The organism is Actinoplanes sp. NBRC 101535, assembly GCF_030269225.1.
Taxonomy (GTDB): domain Bacteria; phylum Actinomycetota; class Actinomycetes; order Mycobacteriales; family Micromonosporaceae; genus Actinoplanes; species Actinoplanes rectilineatus.
In genome coordinates this window covers 450673-468264 of the sequence record NZ_BSSY01000007.1, presented here as the reverse complement: position 1 = coordinate 468264, position 17592 = coordinate 450673, and the positions used below count along the sequence as shown (strand labels likewise).

21 protein-coding genes and 1 pseudogene are annotated in these 17592 nt (G+C 71.3%); 9 read left to right on the top strand and 13 right to left on the bottom strand.

Translation table 11 applies throughout. From position 1 onward, the window contains the following. Positions 1–123: 123 nt before the first annotated feature. Positions 124–894, bottom strand: coding sequence for a maleylpyruvate isomerase family mycothiol-dependent enzyme (locus tag QSK32_RS22425; RefSeq protein WP_285473047.1), 771 nt, complete (start codon positions 892–894; stop codon positions 124–126). 15 nt (positions 895–909) lie between these two features. Beyond that, a pseudogene (locus QSK32_RS22420) lies at positions 910–1506 on the bottom strand (DUF6596 domain-containing protein); the annotation flags it as partial. A gap of 34 nt (positions 1507–1540) precedes the next feature. On the opposite strand from QSK32_RS22420, the gene QSK32_RS22415 reads away from it, so the two are divergent. Then, a complete protein-coding gene (locus QSK32_RS22415) occupies positions 1541–1738 on the top strand; it encodes a hypothetical protein (protein WP_285473046.1) in 198 nt (65 codons plus the stop codon). 7 nt (positions 1739–1745) lie between these two features. Here the strand turns inward: QSK32_RS22415 and QSK32_RS22410 are convergent, their stop codons facing one another. From QSK32_RS22410 to QSK32_RS22385, 6 genes are all read right to left on the bottom strand, one after another. Next, a complete protein-coding gene (locus QSK32_RS22410; RefSeq protein ID WP_285473045.1) occupies positions 1746–2513 on the bottom strand; it encodes a MerR family transcriptional regulator in 768 nt (255 codons plus the stop codon). Positions 2514–2517: 4 nt separating this feature from the next. After that, entirely contained in the window at positions 2518–3276 is a 759-nt protein-coding gene (locus tag QSK32_RS22405) for an ABC transporter permease (RefSeq protein ID WP_045741100.1), read from the bottom strand. Continuing rightward, entirely contained in the window at positions 3273–4019 is a 747-nt protein-coding gene (locus tag QSK32_RS22400) for an ABC transporter ATP-binding protein (RefSeq protein WP_285473044.1), read from the bottom strand. The genes QSK32_RS22405 and QSK32_RS22400 overlap by 4 nt, the downstream gene beginning before the upstream one ends. A 58-nt stretch (positions 4020–4077) precedes the next feature. Next, the gene (locus QSK32_RS22395; protein ID WP_285473043.1) at positions 4078–4545 is read right to left on the bottom strand and encodes a hypothetical protein; all 468 of its coding nucleotides are present in this window, start codon (positions 4543–4545) and stop codon (positions 4078–4080) included. A gap of 72 nt (positions 4546–4617) precedes the next feature. Then, entirely contained in the window at positions 4618–5982 is a 1365-nt protein-coding gene (locus QSK32_RS22390) for a DUF1593 domain-containing protein (protein WP_285473042.1), read from the bottom strand. Between the two features lie 260 nt (positions 5983–6242). After that, on the bottom strand, positions 6243–7205 hold the full coding sequence (locus QSK32_RS22385; RefSeq protein ID WP_285473041.1) for a GlxA family transcriptional regulator: 963 nt from the start codon (positions 7203–7205) through the stop codon (positions 6243–6245). 51 nt (positions 7206–7256) lie between these two features. On the opposite strand from QSK32_RS22385, the gene QSK32_RS22380 reads away from it, so the two are divergent. The 6 genes from QSK32_RS22380 (at position 7257) to QSK32_RS22355 (ending at position 12014) form a co-directional block, all read left to right on the top strand. Next, a complete protein-coding gene (locus QSK32_RS22380; protein WP_285473040.1) occupies positions 7257–7610 on the top strand; it encodes a cupin domain-containing protein in 354 nt (117 codons plus the stop codon). Between the two features lie 85 nt (positions 7611–7695). Further along, the gene (locus tag QSK32_RS22375) at positions 7696–8343 is read left to right on the top strand and encodes a hypothetical protein (protein WP_285473039.1); all 648 of its coding nucleotides are present in this window, start codon (positions 7696–7698) and stop codon (positions 8341–8343) included. Next, positions 8337–9056, top strand: a complete 720-nt coding sequence (locus QSK32_RS22370; protein WP_285473038.1) for a hypothetical protein — start codon at positions 8337–8339, stop codon at positions 9054–9056. Before QSK32_RS22375 ends, QSK32_RS22370 begins: the two co-directional genes overlap by 7 nt. A 19-nt stretch (positions 9057–9075) precedes the next feature. Continuing rightward, positions 9076–10206, top strand: a complete 1131-nt coding sequence (locus QSK32_RS22365; protein ID WP_285473037.1) for a methyltransferase domain-containing protein — start codon at positions 9076–9078, stop codon at positions 10204–10206. A gap of 27 nt (positions 10207–10233) precedes the next feature. Then, a complete protein-coding gene (locus tag QSK32_RS22360) occupies positions 10234–10638 on the top strand; it encodes a RidA family protein (RefSeq protein WP_045741109.1) in 405 nt (134 codons plus the stop codon). Between the two features lie 14 nt (positions 10639–10652). Next, positions 10653–12014: a carboxylesterase/lipase family protein gene (locus tag QSK32_RS22355; RefSeq protein ID WP_285473036.1), complete on the top strand. Its 1362-nt coding sequence runs from the start codon at positions 10653–10655 to the stop codon at positions 12012–12014. A 1-nt stretch (position 12015) separates the two neighbouring features. On the opposite strand, the gene QSK32_RS22350 is transcribed toward QSK32_RS22355, so the two are convergent. Further along, on the bottom strand, positions 12016–12522 hold the full coding sequence (locus QSK32_RS22350) for an RICIN domain-containing protein (RefSeq protein ID WP_285473035.1): 507 nt from the start codon (positions 12520–12522) through the stop codon (positions 12016–12018). After that, positions 12519–13523 (bottom strand): NAD(P)H-dependent flavin oxidoreductase, encoded by a 1005-nt coding sequence (locus tag QSK32_RS22345; protein ID WP_285473034.1) that lies wholly within the window; start codon positions 13521–13523, stop codon positions 12519–12521. The genes QSK32_RS22350 and QSK32_RS22345 overlap by 4 nt, the downstream gene beginning before the upstream one ends. 97 nt (positions 13524–13620) lie before the next feature. On the opposite strand from QSK32_RS22345, the gene QSK32_RS22340 reads away from it, so the two are divergent. Both QSK32_RS22340 and QSK32_RS22335 read left to right on the top strand, forming a co-directional pair. Then, positions 13621–14517: an AraC-like ligand-binding domain-containing protein gene (locus tag QSK32_RS22340; RefSeq protein ID WP_045741113.1), complete on the top strand. Its 897-nt coding sequence runs from the start codon at positions 13621–13623 to the stop codon at positions 14515–14517. A gap of 46 nt (positions 14518–14563) precedes the next feature. Further along, positions 14564–15025, top strand: a complete 462-nt coding sequence (locus QSK32_RS22335; protein WP_285473033.1) for a DUF8821 family protein — start codon at positions 14564–14566, stop codon at positions 15023–15025. Positions 15026–15218: 193 nt separating this feature from the next. Here QSK32_RS22335 and QSK32_RS22330 read toward each other — a convergent pair whose 3' ends face one another. The 3 genes from QSK32_RS22330 to QSK32_RS22320 form a co-directional block, all read right to left on the bottom strand. After that, positions 15219–15635 carry a YybH family protein gene (locus QSK32_RS22330; RefSeq protein WP_285473032.1) on the bottom strand — a complete coding sequence of 139 codons (417 nt, stop codon included), beginning with the start codon at positions 15633–15635 and terminating at the stop codon, positions 15219–15221. Positions 15636–15666: 31 nt separating this feature from the next. Then, positions 15667–16227, bottom strand: coding sequence for a hypothetical protein (locus tag QSK32_RS22325; RefSeq protein ID WP_285473031.1), 561 nt, complete (start codon positions 16225–16227; stop codon positions 15667–15669). 177 nt (positions 16228–16404) lie between these two features. Continuing rightward, a complete protein-coding gene (locus QSK32_RS22320) occupies positions 16405–17586 on the bottom strand; it encodes a hypothetical protein (protein WP_285473030.1) in 1182 nt (393 codons plus the stop codon). Positions 17587–17592: the final 6 nt, after the last annotated feature.

The window sequence follows — 17592 nt, the reverse complement described above, 5'->3', positions numbered from 1 at the left end:
TCCAAATACCAGGCCCGCGGACCGAACATCGACCGCCACACCTACAAGGCCACCACCAGCATCAACGTCGTCACCGACGAGCCTTGACGCATGAGCCATCCGCCTAACTGAACGGCGTTGTGTCTAGACCTCGGGTTCCCAGGCGAAGAGCTGGTCGAAGATGCCCGCATCGCCCTCGACCCGCAGGGCCTCCGCCGGGATCCGGCCGTAGAAGAACATGACCAGCTCGTTCGCGGTGCCCCACGCGGCGACGTCGGCCGCCTCCACGCCCTCCTCGCCGCTCGGAAGCCGGGCGGCGAGGGCACCGTCCTCGGAGAGCCGGACGCGCCAGGAACGGCCCTCGGTGGCGTGGTAGTCGACGACCGCCGGCTTGTGCGGCCACCGGCCGGTCGTCGCGCAGCAGGTGGTCAGGAACTCGTCGACGCCGTCGAGCGCCACCTCGGTGGGCAGCGGCTGCGGGGCGCCCACCGTGACCTGGGCGTCGTACGCGTGCACGGCGAACTGCTGGAGCTGGTGCCGGGCGACCGAACGGCTCGTCTGCGGCGACTGCGACGCGCCCCACCAGGTCCAGCAGGCACGGTCCGGTCCGGCCGCCCGCAGCGCGTCGAGCAGTTCACGCGCTGAGGCCGCGTACCAGGAAATCAGGTCTTCTCGATCCTGAGGAACCGGCGGGACGGACACGGGCGCGGGGCCGTCGGCGGGACCCGCGGCGACGGTGGCGGCCCACTGGTGGCGTCCCTGCCCCAGGTGCTGCACCAGGTCGAACAGCGTCCACTCGGGGCAGGTCGGCACCTGCACGTCGAGGCTGGGCGCACCGGCAACCGCGGCTTGGAAGGCGGCCGATCGTTCGTCCATCAGGCGCAGCAGGTCGGCGTACTCCACAGTCTCTTCCACCGGGGCTTTCTACCATCACCCGCCGCCGCCCGACACCGGGTTTTCGCCGGAGAACCCACGGGCGGCGAACAGGGACCGCTCGCCGACGTTACGGGTCATCGCCGCCGCCCGGCGGAACTCCGCGCGCCTCGGCGTCCCGGCCCAGTTTCGCGAGCAGGTCGCCGCGGACCGCCGGCAGCAGCGGATAGCCGGGCAGCGCCAGGGTGTCCACGATGGCGAGCGCGCGGCCGGGGTCGCCGGCGTGACTGATCGCCACCGCCCGGGTTCCGCCGGGGCGAGACCGGCCAGGATCCGTCCGAGTCGCAGCGCCTCCGTGCACAACGCGGGCCGCATCCAGTCGTCGCCGGCGGTCGCCGCGTACCCCGCATTGAAGATCAGATAGACGACTTCCAGGACCGACGCCAGCAGCGGAACCGAACGCCGCCCCTTGCCGGCGGTCAGCGCCCGGCCCAGTCCGGCGGCCGCGGCGACGGTCATCGACCCGGTGAGGATGAAGTTGGTGACCTGGATCCAGCCGAGACTGCCGTTCGCGAGCAGGCTCCACGAGTGCCGGTCCAGCGCGAACCCGTCCCGGGTCAGCGCCTGGGCCAGGCTCACGGTCACGTAGAACGGGCCGGCGAGGACGCCTTACCCGAGCAGCGACCGGGTGATCCGATCGGCGGGCGAGCAGGGCGGCGCACCTGCGGTGGTGATGGTCAACGTGGTCTCCTTAGTTCGTGGTTCCTACCCGAACCTCGAACGGCAGACCCCGCTGCGGACACCCCACGACAATCTTTTTCTGGTACGCGGCAAAGCCCTGCTCCGGACCGCCGCCCAACGCCGGTTCGCCTCTGCGAGGGGATGACGGGTGGTCAGGACGCGCGGTCGGGCAGCGGGTGCTGGCGGGTCCAGCTGGCCCAGCCCCGCTTGCGCAGCAGGGCCCGCAGCGTCGCCGCCCGCGGGTCGGCCTCGTCGGCGAGTGAGTCCAGCAGGTGGTGGGACAGGTCGTCCTCGCTGACCACCACGCCCGCCTCGTACGCCTCCTGCAGCAGCGCCACCATGATGTCGGCCACCTCCTCCAACAGTGCCTCGTCGACGGTTGCGGCGTCGTGCACCTCGGACAGGATGCGGTAGAGGCGCACCATCCGCGGATCCTCCAGCTCGGCGAACTTGGCCGGCATCCACTTGCGGACCTCGTCCGGCCAGCGGGCCGCCATCAGGATCCAGCCGCCGCGTTCGCCGTCCACGATGCGGTCGGACGCCCCGATCTCGCGGAGCCGCCGCAGGTAGGCGACGACCTCCGGCGGCAACGCCATGCTGTCGCCGGCGGCCAGCCGGGCGATCTGTCTGCGGCTCGTCTCCAGCCGGGTGATCTCCGACGACAGCCGGTCGTCGATGCGCTGCACCGCCGCCGCGAACGTCGCCTCGTCGGCGTCCAGCAGCGACGAGATCTGTGACAGCGGCACCCCGGCGTCGGCCAGCGTCCGGATCCTGATCAGGGACACCACGGCGGTCGCGCCGTAGCTGCGGTAGCCCGAGGAGTCCCGCTCGGGTTCCGGCAGCAGTCCGATCTGGTGGTAGTGCCGCACCGCGCGCACCGTGACGCCCGCGTAGGAGGCCAGCCGGCCGATCGTCAGCATCGGATCAGGAGATCCGGCGCCGGTAGACCAGGGTGGCGGACAGGTAGGCGACGACGAGAATTCCCACGCACCACGCTAACGCCGTCCCGAGCCCGTCGCCTACCGGCTGCCCGGCGAAAAGATTCCGGATGGCGTCCACGATCGATGTCACGGGCTGATTCTCGGCGAAGGCCCGCACCGGGCCGGGCATCGACGCGGTGGGCACGAACGCCGAACTGATGAAAGGCAGAAAGATGAGGGGGTACGCGAAACCGCTCGCGCCGTCCACGGATTTCGCGGTCAGTCCGGGGATCACCGCGAGCCACGTCAGAGCCAGCGTGAACAGGGCCAGAATGCCGCCGACCGCGAGCCACGCCGTCACGCCCGCACCGCTGCGGAATCCGATCAGCAGCGCCACCGCGATCACCACCAGCACCGAGATCAGGTTGGCGATCACCGACGTCAGCACGTGCGCCCACAGCACCGACGGCCGGGCGATCGGCATCGACTGGAACCTTTCGAAGATGCCGCTCTGCAGATCGAGGAAGAGCCGATACGCCGTGTACGAGATCCCGGACGCGATCGTGATGATCAGGATGCCCGGCAGCAGGTAGTCGACGTACTCCCCGGCACCGGCGTCGACGGCGCCGCCGAACACGTACACGAAGAGGAGCAGCAGGGCGATCGGCGTGATGGCAGTGGTGATGATGGTGTCCGGGCTGCGCAGGATGTGCCGCAGGGAGCGGCCCAGCAGCGCCGTCGTGTCGCCGAGGAAGTGTCTCATCGCCGGCCCCCGACCAGGGTCAGGAACACGTCCTCCAGGGTCGGCTGCTTCTCCACGTACTCGATCTCGGCGGGTGGTAGTAGTTCGCGCAGGTCGGCGAGCGTGCCGTCGACGAGGATCCGCCCCTCGTGCAGGATGGCGATCCGATCGGCGAGTTGTTCCGCCTCGTCGAGGTACTGGGTGGTGAGCAGCACGGTCGTGCCGCCGGCGGCGAGGTCCCGGACCATCTGCCAGACCTCGAGGCGCCCCTGCGGGTCCAGTCCCGTCGTCGGCTCGTCCAGGAAGATCACCGGCGGGTTCCCGACCAGGCTCATCGCGATGTCCAGCCGGCGGCGCATCCCGCCGGAGTACGTCGCCGCCCGCCGCCCGCCCGCCTCGGTCAGCGAGACGCGGCCCAGCATGTCGTCGGCGATGGCGCCGGGATCGCGCAGGTGCCGCAGCCGGGCCGCCAGGACGAGGTTCTCCCGGCCGGTGAGGATCTGGTCGACGGCGGTGAACTGTCCGGTGAGGCTGATCGACTCGCGCACGTCCGCGGCCTGCGTCACGACGTCGAAGCCGTTGACGCGGGCGCTGCCGGCGTCCGGGCGCAGCAGGGTGGACAGGATCCGGATCAGGGTGGTCTTGCCCGCGCCGTTCGAGCCGAGCAGGGCGAAGATGCTGCCCGGCGCCACGTCGATGTCGACGCCGCGCAGCACCCGTACTTCCTTGAAGGACTTCTCCAGGCCGCGTACCTCTATCGTCATGCCCGCAAGGATGCGGGCCTGACGCTGCGTCAGGGTCAAGCGGCGATTCCCGGCCTTCTCAGCGCGCGACGGCCACCCTCGTCGACCGGCTGCGGCCGGGCCGGGTGACGCCGCGGACGTCCGTGCGGTCGCCGCTGACCCGGGTGACGACGGTGCGCTCGCCGCCCGGGGACCTGGCGACGGTCCGGCGGCGCAGACCCGGATGGCGGGTCTCCCACGCCTCCCGGACCTTGCTCGGCAGGTGCAGGTCGCGCCACACCTGCCGGAGCAGCGCCGGGTTGATCAGGTCCTCGACCTCGTTGCAGCAGGACGCCTCGCAGAGGATCTGCTGGTACGCGTTGCGGCACTGGACGGGGTCGGCCAGGTCGTACCGGCGGCGGCTGGGGTGGCCGGCGGCCATGTGGTGCGGCACCTGCAGGATGCCGACGCTCTGGCCGTGCATGCCCTCGATGGTGGTGGGGACGGACGGGGCCCGGCCGGCGGCACTGCGGTTCTTCCGGCCGTCGCGGGCGGCAACGTACGACATGCCGTTCAGGCTATGCGCGCACCCCGGCCGGCCCGGCGGATTCGGCGCTACCGGTGACCGGTGGTGCAGCGTTCACCCGATGTTAAGGATCACCCGGTCGTAGCGGGTCAGCGGATGCCGCCCGTCCGCCGTGCCCTCCAGGATGATCGACACGGTCTGCCCCGGCCGCGCCTCAGCCGGGATCGTGACGGTCACCCGGTCGTCCGAGCGTGCCGACAGCGTGACCGGGCCCGGGAACGTGCCCTCCTCCCGGTACTGCCACCAGCGCAACGCCACCCGGCGCCCGGTGACCTCCGACTTGAGGACGACCGACCCGCCGGGCGCGACCGTTCCGGAACCGCCGAGGATCCGCACCCGCGGCGGGTAGGCGCCCGAGCCGTGCGGGGCGAGCGTCCACCGCATCCGGGCCGCGAAATCGTATTGCGCCGCCGTCGCCCACCGGGTGGTGGAATCCACCGGGACAAGCCGCCACAGATTCGGCTCGGTCGATACCTGAACGGCCTGTCCACCCCACCCGCCGAGCGTCGGATCATCCGGATTCCGCAGGCCGGTGTCGAGCAGCGGATTGAACACCACATTGTCGCCCTCGGACAGGAAATCGTAGGGCGCGAGCGGCTTGCACCATCCGCCGGCCGCCGCCTCCGGATCCCCGAAAACGTCGAGCGGATCGCCGGCCATCGCCTGCCCGTCCAGCCACGAACGGTACAACGATCCCAGCGGCCCGATCTGAATGTTGCGCCGCAGCCAGGCGCCGCCGAACAGATCCCCGCGCGTGTTCCCCCGGCCGTCGTCGCAGTTGTACCCCCAGGTCGCGTACCCGCCGGACAGGTCCGTGACTCGAATCCGCGGCCAGTGCGGGGCGATGTATCCGGCATACGTCTCGTCCTGGAATCCGCTGGCCAGGATCACCGCCTTCGCCGACACCGCGGCCCGCACGGCTGTCCATTCGGCGGTCCCGGAATACCGTTCCTCGATGGACCGCAGCGCCCGCGCGATGGTGTTCGTCCCGCCCCAGGCCTGCAGGTACAGCGGCCGGGAATCGTCGTCGAGCAGCAGATCCCGGATCAGGTCGGACCCCGGGGTGTCGGACGCCATCTCCCCTTCGAACGCGATGTTCCCGACCGCGATCAGCGACGCCAGCCTCTCCGGACTCGGATAGTTCCGGTCGTGGTCCTGCAGATTCTTGACGACTTTCGCGTACGCCGGAAGCACCTGATCCTGGATCGTCCGGACCCCGGTCCACCGCCACGACGTCTGCGGCGTCCCGTATTCGCGGCCGGGAAGGAAGAAGGTGGTGCCGGCACCGTCCCCGGCCCAGTGGAACCGGCTGCTGGTGTAGACGATCCCGACCGTGTCGAGCTCGTTCGTGTAGAGCAGGTACCGGATCAGCGACGCGAGATCGTCCTGCTCCATGTCGGTCGTGACAACGGTCCGCATCAATGGTGTCGCGTGCACACTGCCCTCCCGCACCGGGGAACTGGTTCCCGTCATTCTGGCGCACGACGTAGAAGAACTCGAATATTCAGCCCCGTCAGGTGGACACGATTGTCAGCCGCCCGACACCGCCCACCGCCGGATCCGACGTTCGGAGCAACCGGGCCCGCCGCGCGTGGGGGCAGCCGTGCCCCTTCGGTCCGGAGACGACCGACGGCAGAGCCCCTGAGGCCGGCCGAAAGTCGTCCTGCTCGGTCGGCCCGTCACACCGTGAAACGGCGGCGGTAGTCGGCGGGGCTGACACCGAGGTGGCGGTGGAACAGGGACCGCATGTTGGCCCCCGTGCCCAGCCCGGCCCGTCGGGCGATCGCGTCCATCCCGTACCCGCCCTGCTCGATCAGGCGGCAGGCCAGGGTGACCCGCTCCACCGTCAGCCAGGCCAGCGGGGTGGTGCCGAGCTCGGCCCGGAACCGGCGGTGCAGGCTTCCGGCGCTCATCCCGGCCTGGCCGGCGAGGTCCGCAACCGTGATCGGCTCGTCCAGGTGCTGTTGCGCCCAGGTGATCACCGCGCCGAAGGACCGGTCCGCGACCGCGGGCACCGGACGCTCCACGAACTGGCGCTGACCGCCGGCACGGTAGGCGGCGAAGACGAGCCGGCGGCTGACATGGTTGGCGATCTCCGCACCATGGTCGCGCCGGACGATGTGCAGCCCGAGGTCGAGGGCGGCGGCACTGCCGGCCGAGGTCAGCAACTCGCCGTCGTCGACGAACAGGACGTCCGGTTCCAGCTTCACCCGGGGGTACCGCTGCCGGAACTCCGTGGCCAGATCCCAGTGGACCGCGGCGCGGCGCCCGTCGAGCAGGCCGGCCTCGGCGAGGGTGAACGCACCGGTGCACAGGCCCACCAGCCGGGCACCCCGGGCATGGGCCCGGCGGAGGGCTGCCAGCAGGACGGGGCGGGAGGCGGTTTCCACGTACGGCCGGTTCGGCACGATCACCGTGTCGGCCCGGTCGATCTCGTCCAGGCGCCCCACCGCGGTCATCGCGAACAGGCCGTCGCGCATCGGCGTCGACGTGCGGGGAGCGGCCAGCCGCAGGTCGTACAGCTGAAATCCGACCTCGGGCCGGAGCGGGCCGCCGAAGATCTCGCACGCGCAGCCGACCTCGAACGGGTTGGACTGGTCGTCGACGACGAGGACGACCCGATGTGAGGATCCTTGCGGCATCGGTCATTTCTAGCAGCGTCGCCGCTCCGTCCCGGCCTTCATGATCAGTACATGCTGACAAAATTCGCGGTGGCCGACGAGGCCGCCGGACTGACCGAGTTCTGGTCCCAGCGGGTGCTCGCCGCCGCCAACGGCAACCTTCTCAAGGTGGCCAAGGGGACCCGTTCGACGACCTGGCACTCCCACGACGACCAGGACGAGACGTTCCTGCTGCTGGCCGGCCGGATGACGATCCAGCTCCGGGACGGCGACGTTCCGCTGGGCCCCGGCGATCTGCTGGTCGTCCCCCGCGGCGTCGAACACTGTCCCCGAGTCGACGGCGACGAGGCCCACTTCCTGCTGATCGGCCCCGACGTCACCTCGACGGCGGGCGGCGGCAAGCCGGACTGGAGCCGCGCGTCATGAGCCGCTGATCGGGCCCACGTCGACATCGCCGGACGCGGGACCACCGGCAGACTCCTGGTGATTCCTTGAACATAGGGTTCGCGGCGTGAGCGGATTCCTGGACGTGACACTTTCCCGCGTACCCCCGGGATTTGAATTCTTTGAGCCTTTGCAGGCGCTGTTCGCGTGGGTCGACGAACAGGGGCTGGCGACGACCGCCCGCAACGGTGAACTGTACGGTTCGCTGAGCGACGACTACCTGATCGGGACGCAGGTCGAGCTTCGGGGCTACACCGCGGAGGAGACCGCCTCCTATGCGGAATCGTGGTTCGGTGACGCCGCGGGGAATCCCGGAGCGCGGTTGTGGCCGTTCGTGCAGACCGGCGGCGAAGGGTCCGTCGGCGCGCTGTGGCTCGACGACGGGCGGACGCGCATCGTTCACCTCGGTTCCGGCAGCGGCTCGATGATGACGTGCGTGCTCGCCGACAACGGGCTGGACTTTCTGCGGCTGCTGGCGATCGGCTACGAGGACATCTGCTGGAACAAGGAATTCGCCGCACCGCCCCAGGTGCACCGCGAGGGCGGTGACCCGGTCAACGCGCCGTTCCGGGACTGGCTGTGGCGCACCTACGGGGCGACGGCCCCGGCGATCGCGCTGGACATCGTTCCCGAGCCCGCGGAGATGGGCGACGAGGACACCAAGGATCCGTTCTGCCGGTGGATCGACGGTTTCGAACCGCCGGACCCGTGGTGATGCCCTTCCCGATGTCGTTGAGCGGGCGCGCACAGCGGTTCCTCGACGAGCACGCCGTGCGTTCGCCGATCTCCCTGGACGACCCGGGCCGGTGGTACGAGTGCGCCGACGCCGCCGGCACCGTCGTTCCCGGACCGGCGGACGGACTGGACCGTCTGGTCGAGTTCGTCCGCCGGTTCGGCGGACTGGCCTTCTGCGACGGCAGGCTGCCCTGCGACGGCCTTCACCGGCATCGCTACGAGTTCGACGACTCCGTCTCGTCGGGCTGGGACGAACTCGGCGACGGCGACCTGGTGGCGACCGTCGGTTCGGAGGAGGGCGGCCATCTGTTGACGATGAGCTGGGCGACCGGGCGGATCGGTGTGGTGTCGCCGGATTGCTGGATCGCCGACAGCGCCACCAACCTGATCGAGTCCTGCGCCGTCGGGCAGAGTATCCAGGCCGACCGGTCGTGGACGGAGGCGGTCCCGGTGAACGGCAGGGGCCCCGGGTGGGGGTTGGAGGGCCTACCGTCGGAGGCGTTCCGCGGTGCGGTGGCCGAGGTCGTGGAGGCGTCGAGCGAGTGGAACCGGTGGTACCTCGACGATCAGGTCGCGGTCCACGGCTGGCGGGTGACCTACGAGCCGCAGCGTTCCGAGGCCGTCATGGCGTGGTACCGCGGCGACAGCGGCCGCCGCCGCATCGAGGCGGTGACCGGCGCACTACGGGATTAGGCGATGGAGGACACCGGTGATGACCGAGTGGCGGGGGCACGCGGCGGCGCTCGCCGCGGATCTGGTGCGGGCCGGGGCGTTGACGCCGGACTGGCGGGCCGCGTTCGAGCAGGTTCCCCGGCACCTGTTCGTGCCGCGGTTCTTCGACGACGACGGTGAGATCGTCAGCGGCGACGATCGGGACGGGCGCGGGCGCTGGCTCGCCGCGGTCTACTCGGACGTGGCGCTGACAACCCAGATCGAGGATTCTCCGGGTACGGGACCGGCCTGGCCGACCAGTTCGTCCACGCGGCCGAGCCTGATGGCCCGGATGCTTGATCTGCTCGCGATCGCCGGCGGGGAGCGGGTTCTGGAGATCGGCACCGGCACCGGGTATAACGCGGCGCTGCTCAGCCACCGGCTCGGCGCCGACCGGGTGACCAGCGTCGACGTCGACTCCGGCCTGGTGGACACGGCCCGGCGGCGGCTCGCGGCGTTGAAGATCTTTCCTCATCTGTACGCGGAGGACGGCGTCCACGGATCTCCCGGCCGGGCACCCTACGATCGGGTCATCGCCACCTGCGGGGTGTCCGCGATTCCCGCCGCCTGGATCAGGCAGTTGAGCCTCGGCGGGGTGATCGTGGCCGACGTGCGGGGCGGGATCAGTTCCAGCCTCGTCGTCGCGCGCAAGACCACCGGCCACGCGGTCACCGGACGGTTCACGGCGGAGGCCGGGCACTTCATGTGGATGCGGTCACACGCGATGCGCGACGGAGGCGGGACCTTCGACTTCGACGGCCCGCACACCGGCACGACCGGCATCCCGCTCGCCGACTTCGGTCGCGACGACTTCCGGTTCGTTCTGCAGCTGGCGATCCCGGACCTCGCCGCGATCGGGGGCACCGTCCGCGACGGCCGGGACGGGGTCTTCCTGGTCGCCGGCGACCGCTCCTGGGCCGAGGTCGGCCTGCCCGCCGGCGGCCGGTCGGCGGTCGCCTTCGGTGGGCCGCGGGCATGGTGGCCGGACGTCGCGGACGCCTGGGAGTGGTGGAACGCGCGGGGACGGCCCGGTATCGCCCGCTTCGGGTTCACCGCACGCGACGACGGGCGCCGCACCTTCTGGGTCGACGAGGAGGACAGTCAGTTTCCGCGTACAAAATCGGTGGTCTGATCGGGGTGGGGTTTCGATAATGGGCGGATGGTCGAACGCTTCAATCCCGCGACGGTGCACGCGCCGGACGGCTACAGCCATGTGACGATCTCCGAGGTGGGGCGGCTCGCGCACCTCGCCGGGCAGTGCCCGGTCGACCTGGACGACAAGGTGGTCGGAGCGCCGGGTGACTTCGCCGCGCAGACGGAGCAGGTCGTCGTGAACTGTCTTGCGGTCCTCGAGGCGGCCGGCGCGAAACCGTCCGACGTGGTCCGTTCGGTGGTCTACGTGGTCAGCCCCGACAGTCTCGTCCTGGGCGGGGTGTGGGCGCAGCTCATGGCCTCGCCGCTGGCGGACGCCTTCACCACGGCGAGCACCCTGCTGGGCGTGGCGTCTCTCGGCTACTCCGGGCAACTCATCGAGATCGACCTCACGGCGGCGCTGCCGTCCTGAGCGGGGGGAATGCCATGGCGGCACCGGAAGTCCGGGTGGGCACGGGAACACTGCGCGGCTCCTGGGAGGGCGGGGTCGCCGTGTTCCGCGGCATCCCGTACGCCGCTCCCCCGGTCGGCCCGCACCGGTTCGCCGCGCCGCAACCCGCGCAGCCGTGGGACGGGGTCCGGGACGCCACCGCGTTCGGGCCGCCCGTGCCGCAGGCGGAGGCGACCGGGGCCGGCGACGACTGCCTGACCGTCAACGTCTGGTCGCCCGATCCCGGGCCGGGCGCGGGACTGCCGGTGATGGTCTGGATCCACGGTGGCGCCTACGTGATCGGGAGCGCGTGCCGCCCGGAGTACGACGGCCGTCTCCTCGCCGCCGAGGGCCACGTCGTGCTGGTCACCCTCAACTACCGGCTCGGGGTGCAGGGGTTCGGTCACGTCGACGGCGCCCCGGCCAACCGGGGGCTGCTCGACCAGGTCGCCGCCCTGGAGTGGGTACGCGACGCGATCACCGCGTTCGGCGGGGATCCCGGCCGGGTCACGGTCTTCGGGGAGTCGGCGGGCGGCGGTTCGGTCGCCGCGCTGCTGGCCATGCCCCGCGCGGCCGGACTGTTCCAGCGGGCCATCGCGCAGAGTGTGCCGGGCACGTTCTTCTCCGCCGAGCTGGCCGCCGCCATCGCCGCGAACCCGGAGGCGCCCGCCGAGCGCTGGGGTGCCGCCGGATACCGCGACATCCGCATCGCCCCGGTGATCGACGGCGACGTGCTGCCGACGAGCCCGTGGGAGGCCACGCTCGATCCGGGCGTCACGCTGCTGGCCGGGCACACCCGCGACGAGCAGCGGCTGTTCACCGCGATGTCCGGCCTGCTCGGCGAGGTCACCGCGGAGCAGGCCGCCACCGCGCTGGAGATGCTCGCGCCGGACGGCGGCCGGGGTTACCGCGAGGCGTTCCCCGGCGCCGCCCCGGAACAGCTTTTCGAGATCGTCGGTTCGGACTGGTTGTTCCGCATGCCGACGATCCATCTCGCCGATAATCACCTCAAGGTCAACGGCACCGCTTTCGTGTACGAGTTGAGCTGGCCCGCCCCCGGACTGGACGGCGCTCTCGGCGCCTGTCACGGGCTCGACGTCCCGCTGGTGTTCGGCAACCTGACCGGCACCCAGCCGGCGATGCTGATCGGCGACCCACCCGGCGACGACGCCGTGGCCCTGTCCGCGCGGATGCGGGCCGCGTGGACCGCGTTCGCGGCCCACGGCGACCCGGGCTGGCCCGCCTGGAGCGCCGGCGAGCAGCTCACCCGCGTTTTCGACACCGTCGACGTCGTCACCGCGTACCCGGAAAGGATCTCTTACGGTCTGTGGCGGGGGCACGTCTTCCGCAACGGGTGACTCAGACGTCGGCGATCCGCCAGATCTGGGTGCTGCCGGAACTGCGGGGCTGGGTCGTCGCGCGGAAGTCCTGGGCGCCGGACAGGGAGGCGTCCAGGTAACGGCCGCTGCTGACCTGCTGCAGTTCGTAGAAGCCGCCGCCGTAACTCCACAGCCGCCACCGCTGGGTCGCGTCGCCCTGCGCCGGGCGGGTGACGACCCGGTAGAACTGGCTGGCGACCTCGTGCGCGTCCAGGTACCGGCCGCTGCTGACCTGCCGGAGGGTGAACTCGCCGGTGCCGAGGTCGGTCAGCACCCAGCGTTGGGTGCTGTCGTTCTGGAACGGCCGGGTCACCACGTTCCAGTCGCGTTCCTCGATCTCGTGGGCGTCCAGGAACCGTCCGGCGTCGTTCTGGGACAGGGTCACGGTCCGGGTGGCGAGGACGACCGCGGACACCGGCGTCACCGTGCCCACCGTCGTCCCGGCCGCCGCCGCAACGACGGTGAGCAGTGCGAGCAGTCGTTTCATGAGGTCCTCCCGAGGGTGTGGTGGCGGTTCAGCATGGTGATCGCCCCGGCCGTCATGTCGGCGATGACGGTGGCGGCGTCCTTGACGGCGTCGATCAGGCCGACGCCCTGCCCGGACAGCAGCGGCATCTCGTCCAGGTCGCCGGTGGTGGCCCCGCGCACCGGCACGACATCGGTGTAGCGGCGCAGCTCGATGTCCCGGCCGCCGAGGACGGTGTGGCCGATCACCGGGCGGTCGCCGCCACCGTCCGGGTGCTCGTCGGTCACCCGGTTGCGCAGGACGCGCATCGGGTTGAAGTCCGGGGTCTCCGGACCGAACAGTGAGGTCCGCACGGTGGCGGTGGCGGGCGCGGCGACCAGCCGTCGTTTGTAGCCGTCGTGGGCGCCGGACTCGCCGGTGGCGACCAGCCGCGTGCCGATCCACACGCCGTCGGCGCCCAGCATCAGGGCCGCCGCCAGACCGCGACCGTCGGCGATGCCGCCCGCGGCCAGCACCATGGCCGGGGCGACCGCGTCCGCCATCAACGGCACCAGCACGAACGTGGGAAGCGTCGCAAGACTGTGCCCGCCGGCCTCCAGCCCCTGAGCGACGATCACGTCCGCCCCGTCGCCGGCCGCCCTACGGCCGTCGTCGACCGTGCCGACCTGCTCGAAGACGCGGATCCCGGCGTCGTGCAGCCGGTCGATCCAGCGCCGGGGCGGGTGACCCCAATGGAACGAGACAGCCGGCACGGCCGCCCCGCACAGCACGTCGACGTGCGCGTCGGTGGCGAACGGGGTGATCAGGTTGACGTGGAACGGGCCGCCGGTCCCGGCCCGGATCGCGGCGACCGTGGCGGCCACCTCCGGCGCGGGCATCAGTCCGACGCCGAGCGCACCCATCGCCCCGGCGTTGCCGACCGCCACGGCCAGGTCCGGCGTCGACGCGACGAACGCCATGCCGGCCTGCACGATCGGTATTCGCAGGCCGTACCCCTCGGAGAATCTGGTGGTGATCCGCATGATTCTCACGGTGTCGGATCGTGGGCGCCGGGGTGTCGCAGGGCGTGCGGCCGGAGTTGCATGGCGTGCGGAAGTCAGGCACCGGACAGGGGGACGTATGCCGCAGACCTGGTCCACCCGTGAGGTTGCGCCGGCCCGGCAGTTCGGTCACTGGCGCGAGATGATCTGCCAGGCGTTCCTGGCGCTGACCCCGGAGTCGGAGCTACGCGACGGATTCGCCGGTTCCGTCACGCAGTGGCCGCTCGGGGCGCTGTCGATCGCCCGGATCGCGTCGCAGCGCCAGCGCGTCGACCGTGACCTCGACGGCGGCGGCTCACCACCAGGCTTCTACGCGAACCTGCAGCTCACCGGGGTGAGCACGATGCGCCAGGCCGGGCGGCTCACCGTGCTGCACCCCGGTGACGTGGCGGTCGTCGACACCACCGCGCCGTTCACGTTCGGGTTCGGCGACGACTTCCGGCAGCTGTCGTTCTTCGTGCCCGGGCGGCTACTGCGGGCGCAGGTCAGCGGCCCGGTCGCCACCGCCACCCGGATCCCGACCACGTCCGGGGTCGGTGCGGCGCTGCGGCATCTGCTGACCGCCCTGCCCGGCGGTTCGCCACGGCTCGCCCCGCACGCCGCCGCGCTGCTGGCCCTGGCACTGTCCGAACCACCGGCTGCCGCGGCACGGCGGGCGCCGCGCAGTCACGCCCGCGCGGTCGCCGACATCGAGGAACACCTGACCGACGACGACCTGTCACCGCCGGCGACGGCCCGGCGCCTGGAGATCTCGGTACGCTCGGTGCACGCCCTCTTCGCCGGGCAGCCACTGTCGTACGCGGCGACCGTACGCCGGCTGCGCCTGGACCGCGCCGCCCGTGACCTGCGCGACCCGGCCCGCGCCCACCTGCGCGTGGCGGACATCGCCGCCGACGCCGGGTTCGCCGACGTGACCGCTTTCCATCGCGCGTTCCGCCGCGAGTTCGGGCATTCCCCCGGCCGGCTACGACCCTGACCAAACCCTGGTGACGGCTGCGCCGGGTGCCGTAGCGTCGGATGTCATGCCTACTGTCGTGGACTTCGGCACCGTCTCGACCACCGGCCTGGAGTCGTCACCGGTCGCGGACGCGCTCGCCGGCCTGCGGGCCAACGAGGCCCGCTACTTCAGCAACAAATACGACCACGTGTTCACGGTGTCGCCCGCCGACGAGGTTCCGGAGGTCGTCGAGTGGGTGCACGGCATCCTCGCCGACGAACGCGGGCTGGTCATCGCGTCCCGGCCCCTGGAGGCGACCGCCTTCCAGGTGGAGAACATCAGGATGGCGTACGTGTTCTACGAGAGCGGCCTGTCGATCAACGTGATGTACACGCTCGACGACGGCGGCAAACGCGCTGTCGGTTTCAAACTGTCCGACGGCATGGATGTTCCGGAGGAGCTGGGCGGGTTCAAGTTCGCCCGGCAGAAGTCGAAGCTGGCCGGCACGATCCGCGGCTCCTACTTCGTCATCAAGAAGGAGCACTGACGATCTGCCGGGCCAGGGCGACGAAGTCCTCCCACTCGGATACCGCCGCCTACGTTCCTGGAGCTGGAGCGCGGAGCCGGCGGCGTTCGCGGCCGACCGGGCACACCGCTCGAGAGACGCGATCGTGTGGTGACCGAAGGCACCACACGATCGTCGCCCCAGGAACGTGGCACACTCGCCGCGGTGATCGCACTCAGGAGGCGGTGCCGAACGGGTTGTTGATGAGATAGCGCCAGCGACCGTCGTCTCCCCTGCGAAGCACATCGGCGGCTGTCCCGGCCAGGTTCAGCGGGTAGCCCTGGCGGGCGGTGCCCCGCATCGACCAGTCGACGACCGACAGGGCGATGTCGCCCGCGACATAGAGGTGCCGGGTGTCCGCGACCATCGGGACGCCGAATCCGAGCAGATGCTCGTACGCGGCCAGGCGCTCGGCCGTACCCGTCAGTGGTGTTCCCGGTTGAGGGATGAGAATCGCACCGGGCTCGTAGAAGCGGTCCACGATGACACTCGACCCGGCGGCGAAGGCCGCGCTGTAGGCGGCCACGTGCCGGGCGGCGTCGACCTCCGGAAGCATGGCGGTGTCACGAGGGGGCTGCTGTGCATCTGTCATGCCCGACCAGCATAACTCCGGACCGGCCACGTCACTGCTCGCGCCACTCCTCCACGGTCTCCTCGAGCAGGTCCCGCAAGGACTCGGACAGCAGATCCGGCTCGGCCGTCAGGTGCGGGATCGACGCGGGGCGCTCGTTAGTCAGCTCCGGCGCGGCCAGCATGGTGAACGCGGCCTGCCGGGCGGCGACCCGGATCTCCGGATCCGGGTGTGCGAACTGGGTGGTGACGGCCCGGTACCACTCGGGGATCAGCGCGTAGCAGTCGTCGATGGCCGGGTCCTCCTCGACGTCCTCGGCGCCGGCGAACTCGACGGCGTTGGCCGCCACGTCGTCCAGCCACTCGAGCAGGTCCGCCCGGATCGGGGTGGTCCGTTCGTCGGTGAGGATCGCGGCCACGTACCGGGCGGCCGGAGCGGTCGCCGGATACACCGAACCCTGATGGGTCACCGTCGTGTACAGGAAGTGCAGGGCAGCGGTGCGCTCCTCCGGCCCGGCGCCGAGCAGCGCCGCGAGGTGCGCGGGCACGTCACCGGCGGGCCCCTGCGCGTGTTCCAGCCCGGCCCAGTCAGTCCCGTGGAGAAAGTCGATCACGAACGGTCATGATAGGTGGGCCAGCCACAACCAGAGGGCGAGCATCACGACGCCGCCCAGGATGCCGGCGGCTGCCCGGCGCCACGGTAGTTCCACTGTCACTCCCCGCTGATCAAGATGGCTGCCGGACCATATCGCCGCTCGGCGACGGCCCGGCCACGCGCGGGTGAACAGTGGTCAGCGGCGCCAGTCCTGCCGGGGCGGGACGAGGATGTCGTGGACGTCGCCGGGGCGGTTCATCGTCTTCATGTCGGCGAGGACGTCCCGCAGCAACGATGCCGGACCGCCCGCGGTCGACCGCGCGACGACGATCGGGGCGACCGGGCTGCGGCTCCGCGGCGGTTCCCGGGACGGGTCGGCGGCCGCCAGCCAGTCGCCCAGGTCGCGGCGGAACGTCGTCACCCACGGCATGTCGCGCAGCGTGTAGGCCACGTCCAGGACGTCCTCGCGGCGTTCGGCGATGCGGACGACGCCGGGCAGCACGAACGTCAGACCGCATCCGGTCAGCTGGAGCCGCAGCCGCTCGTTCACCGTGTGGCGGTCCGCCCGGAGGCCCCGCTGCCACGTCGCCAGGTAATCCTCGGTGACGGGTGGGCGAGCATCGAAGTTCCAGGATCGCCGGCCCGGCCGGGCCAGGCAGTATCCGGCGAGCCGGGCGCGCAGGGTGTGCGGCAGGTACGGGACGCCGTGCTCCTCGGCGACCAGCTGATGACAGCGGGTCCGCCACGTCGTCCAGGCGAGCCGGGCACCGAAGAGGGCGAGGTCCCCGGCCACCGCGCCGTCCGCGACGATGCCCACGATCATCTCGGGGATGCCGGCTGACGCGAGCGCCTCGGCGAGCCGTCCGCGCGCGGGCTTCTCCGGTTCACAGCCGCGCAGCCGGGGTTTGCCCTTGCGGCGGGCCGGGCCGACCGGGATCCGGGACTCACCGCCCCACTCGGTGATCGCCTGGACCTGTGCCGTCTCCCGGTCCCGCAGCCCGAAACCGGAGATGGCGTGCGGCTCGTAGCGCGTACCCCATCCGTTGTGGTTGGTGGTGTATCCGCCGTCGACGATGCCGACCAGTTCGGCGAGCCGGGCCTCGGTGGCGATCCAGGCGCTGGCGGTCTCGCGGATCCGGACGATGTCGGCCGAGCCCTTGACCACGGTCATCGCCTCGCCGAACGGGGCGACCAGGCGGCGCAGCGAGGCGGGGCTGCCGTCCAGGGCCGGGACCAGCACCCGGTCGAAGAACGCGAGGGCCTCCAGCACCTGCCCGGTCGCGGCGATGTGCCGCTCCGAGAGGGTCCGGTCGCCGTCGGGGAACAGCACCCGGCCGGCGTCCCGGACGGTCGCCGCGTCGAGCATCACCGCCGTCATCCGGCG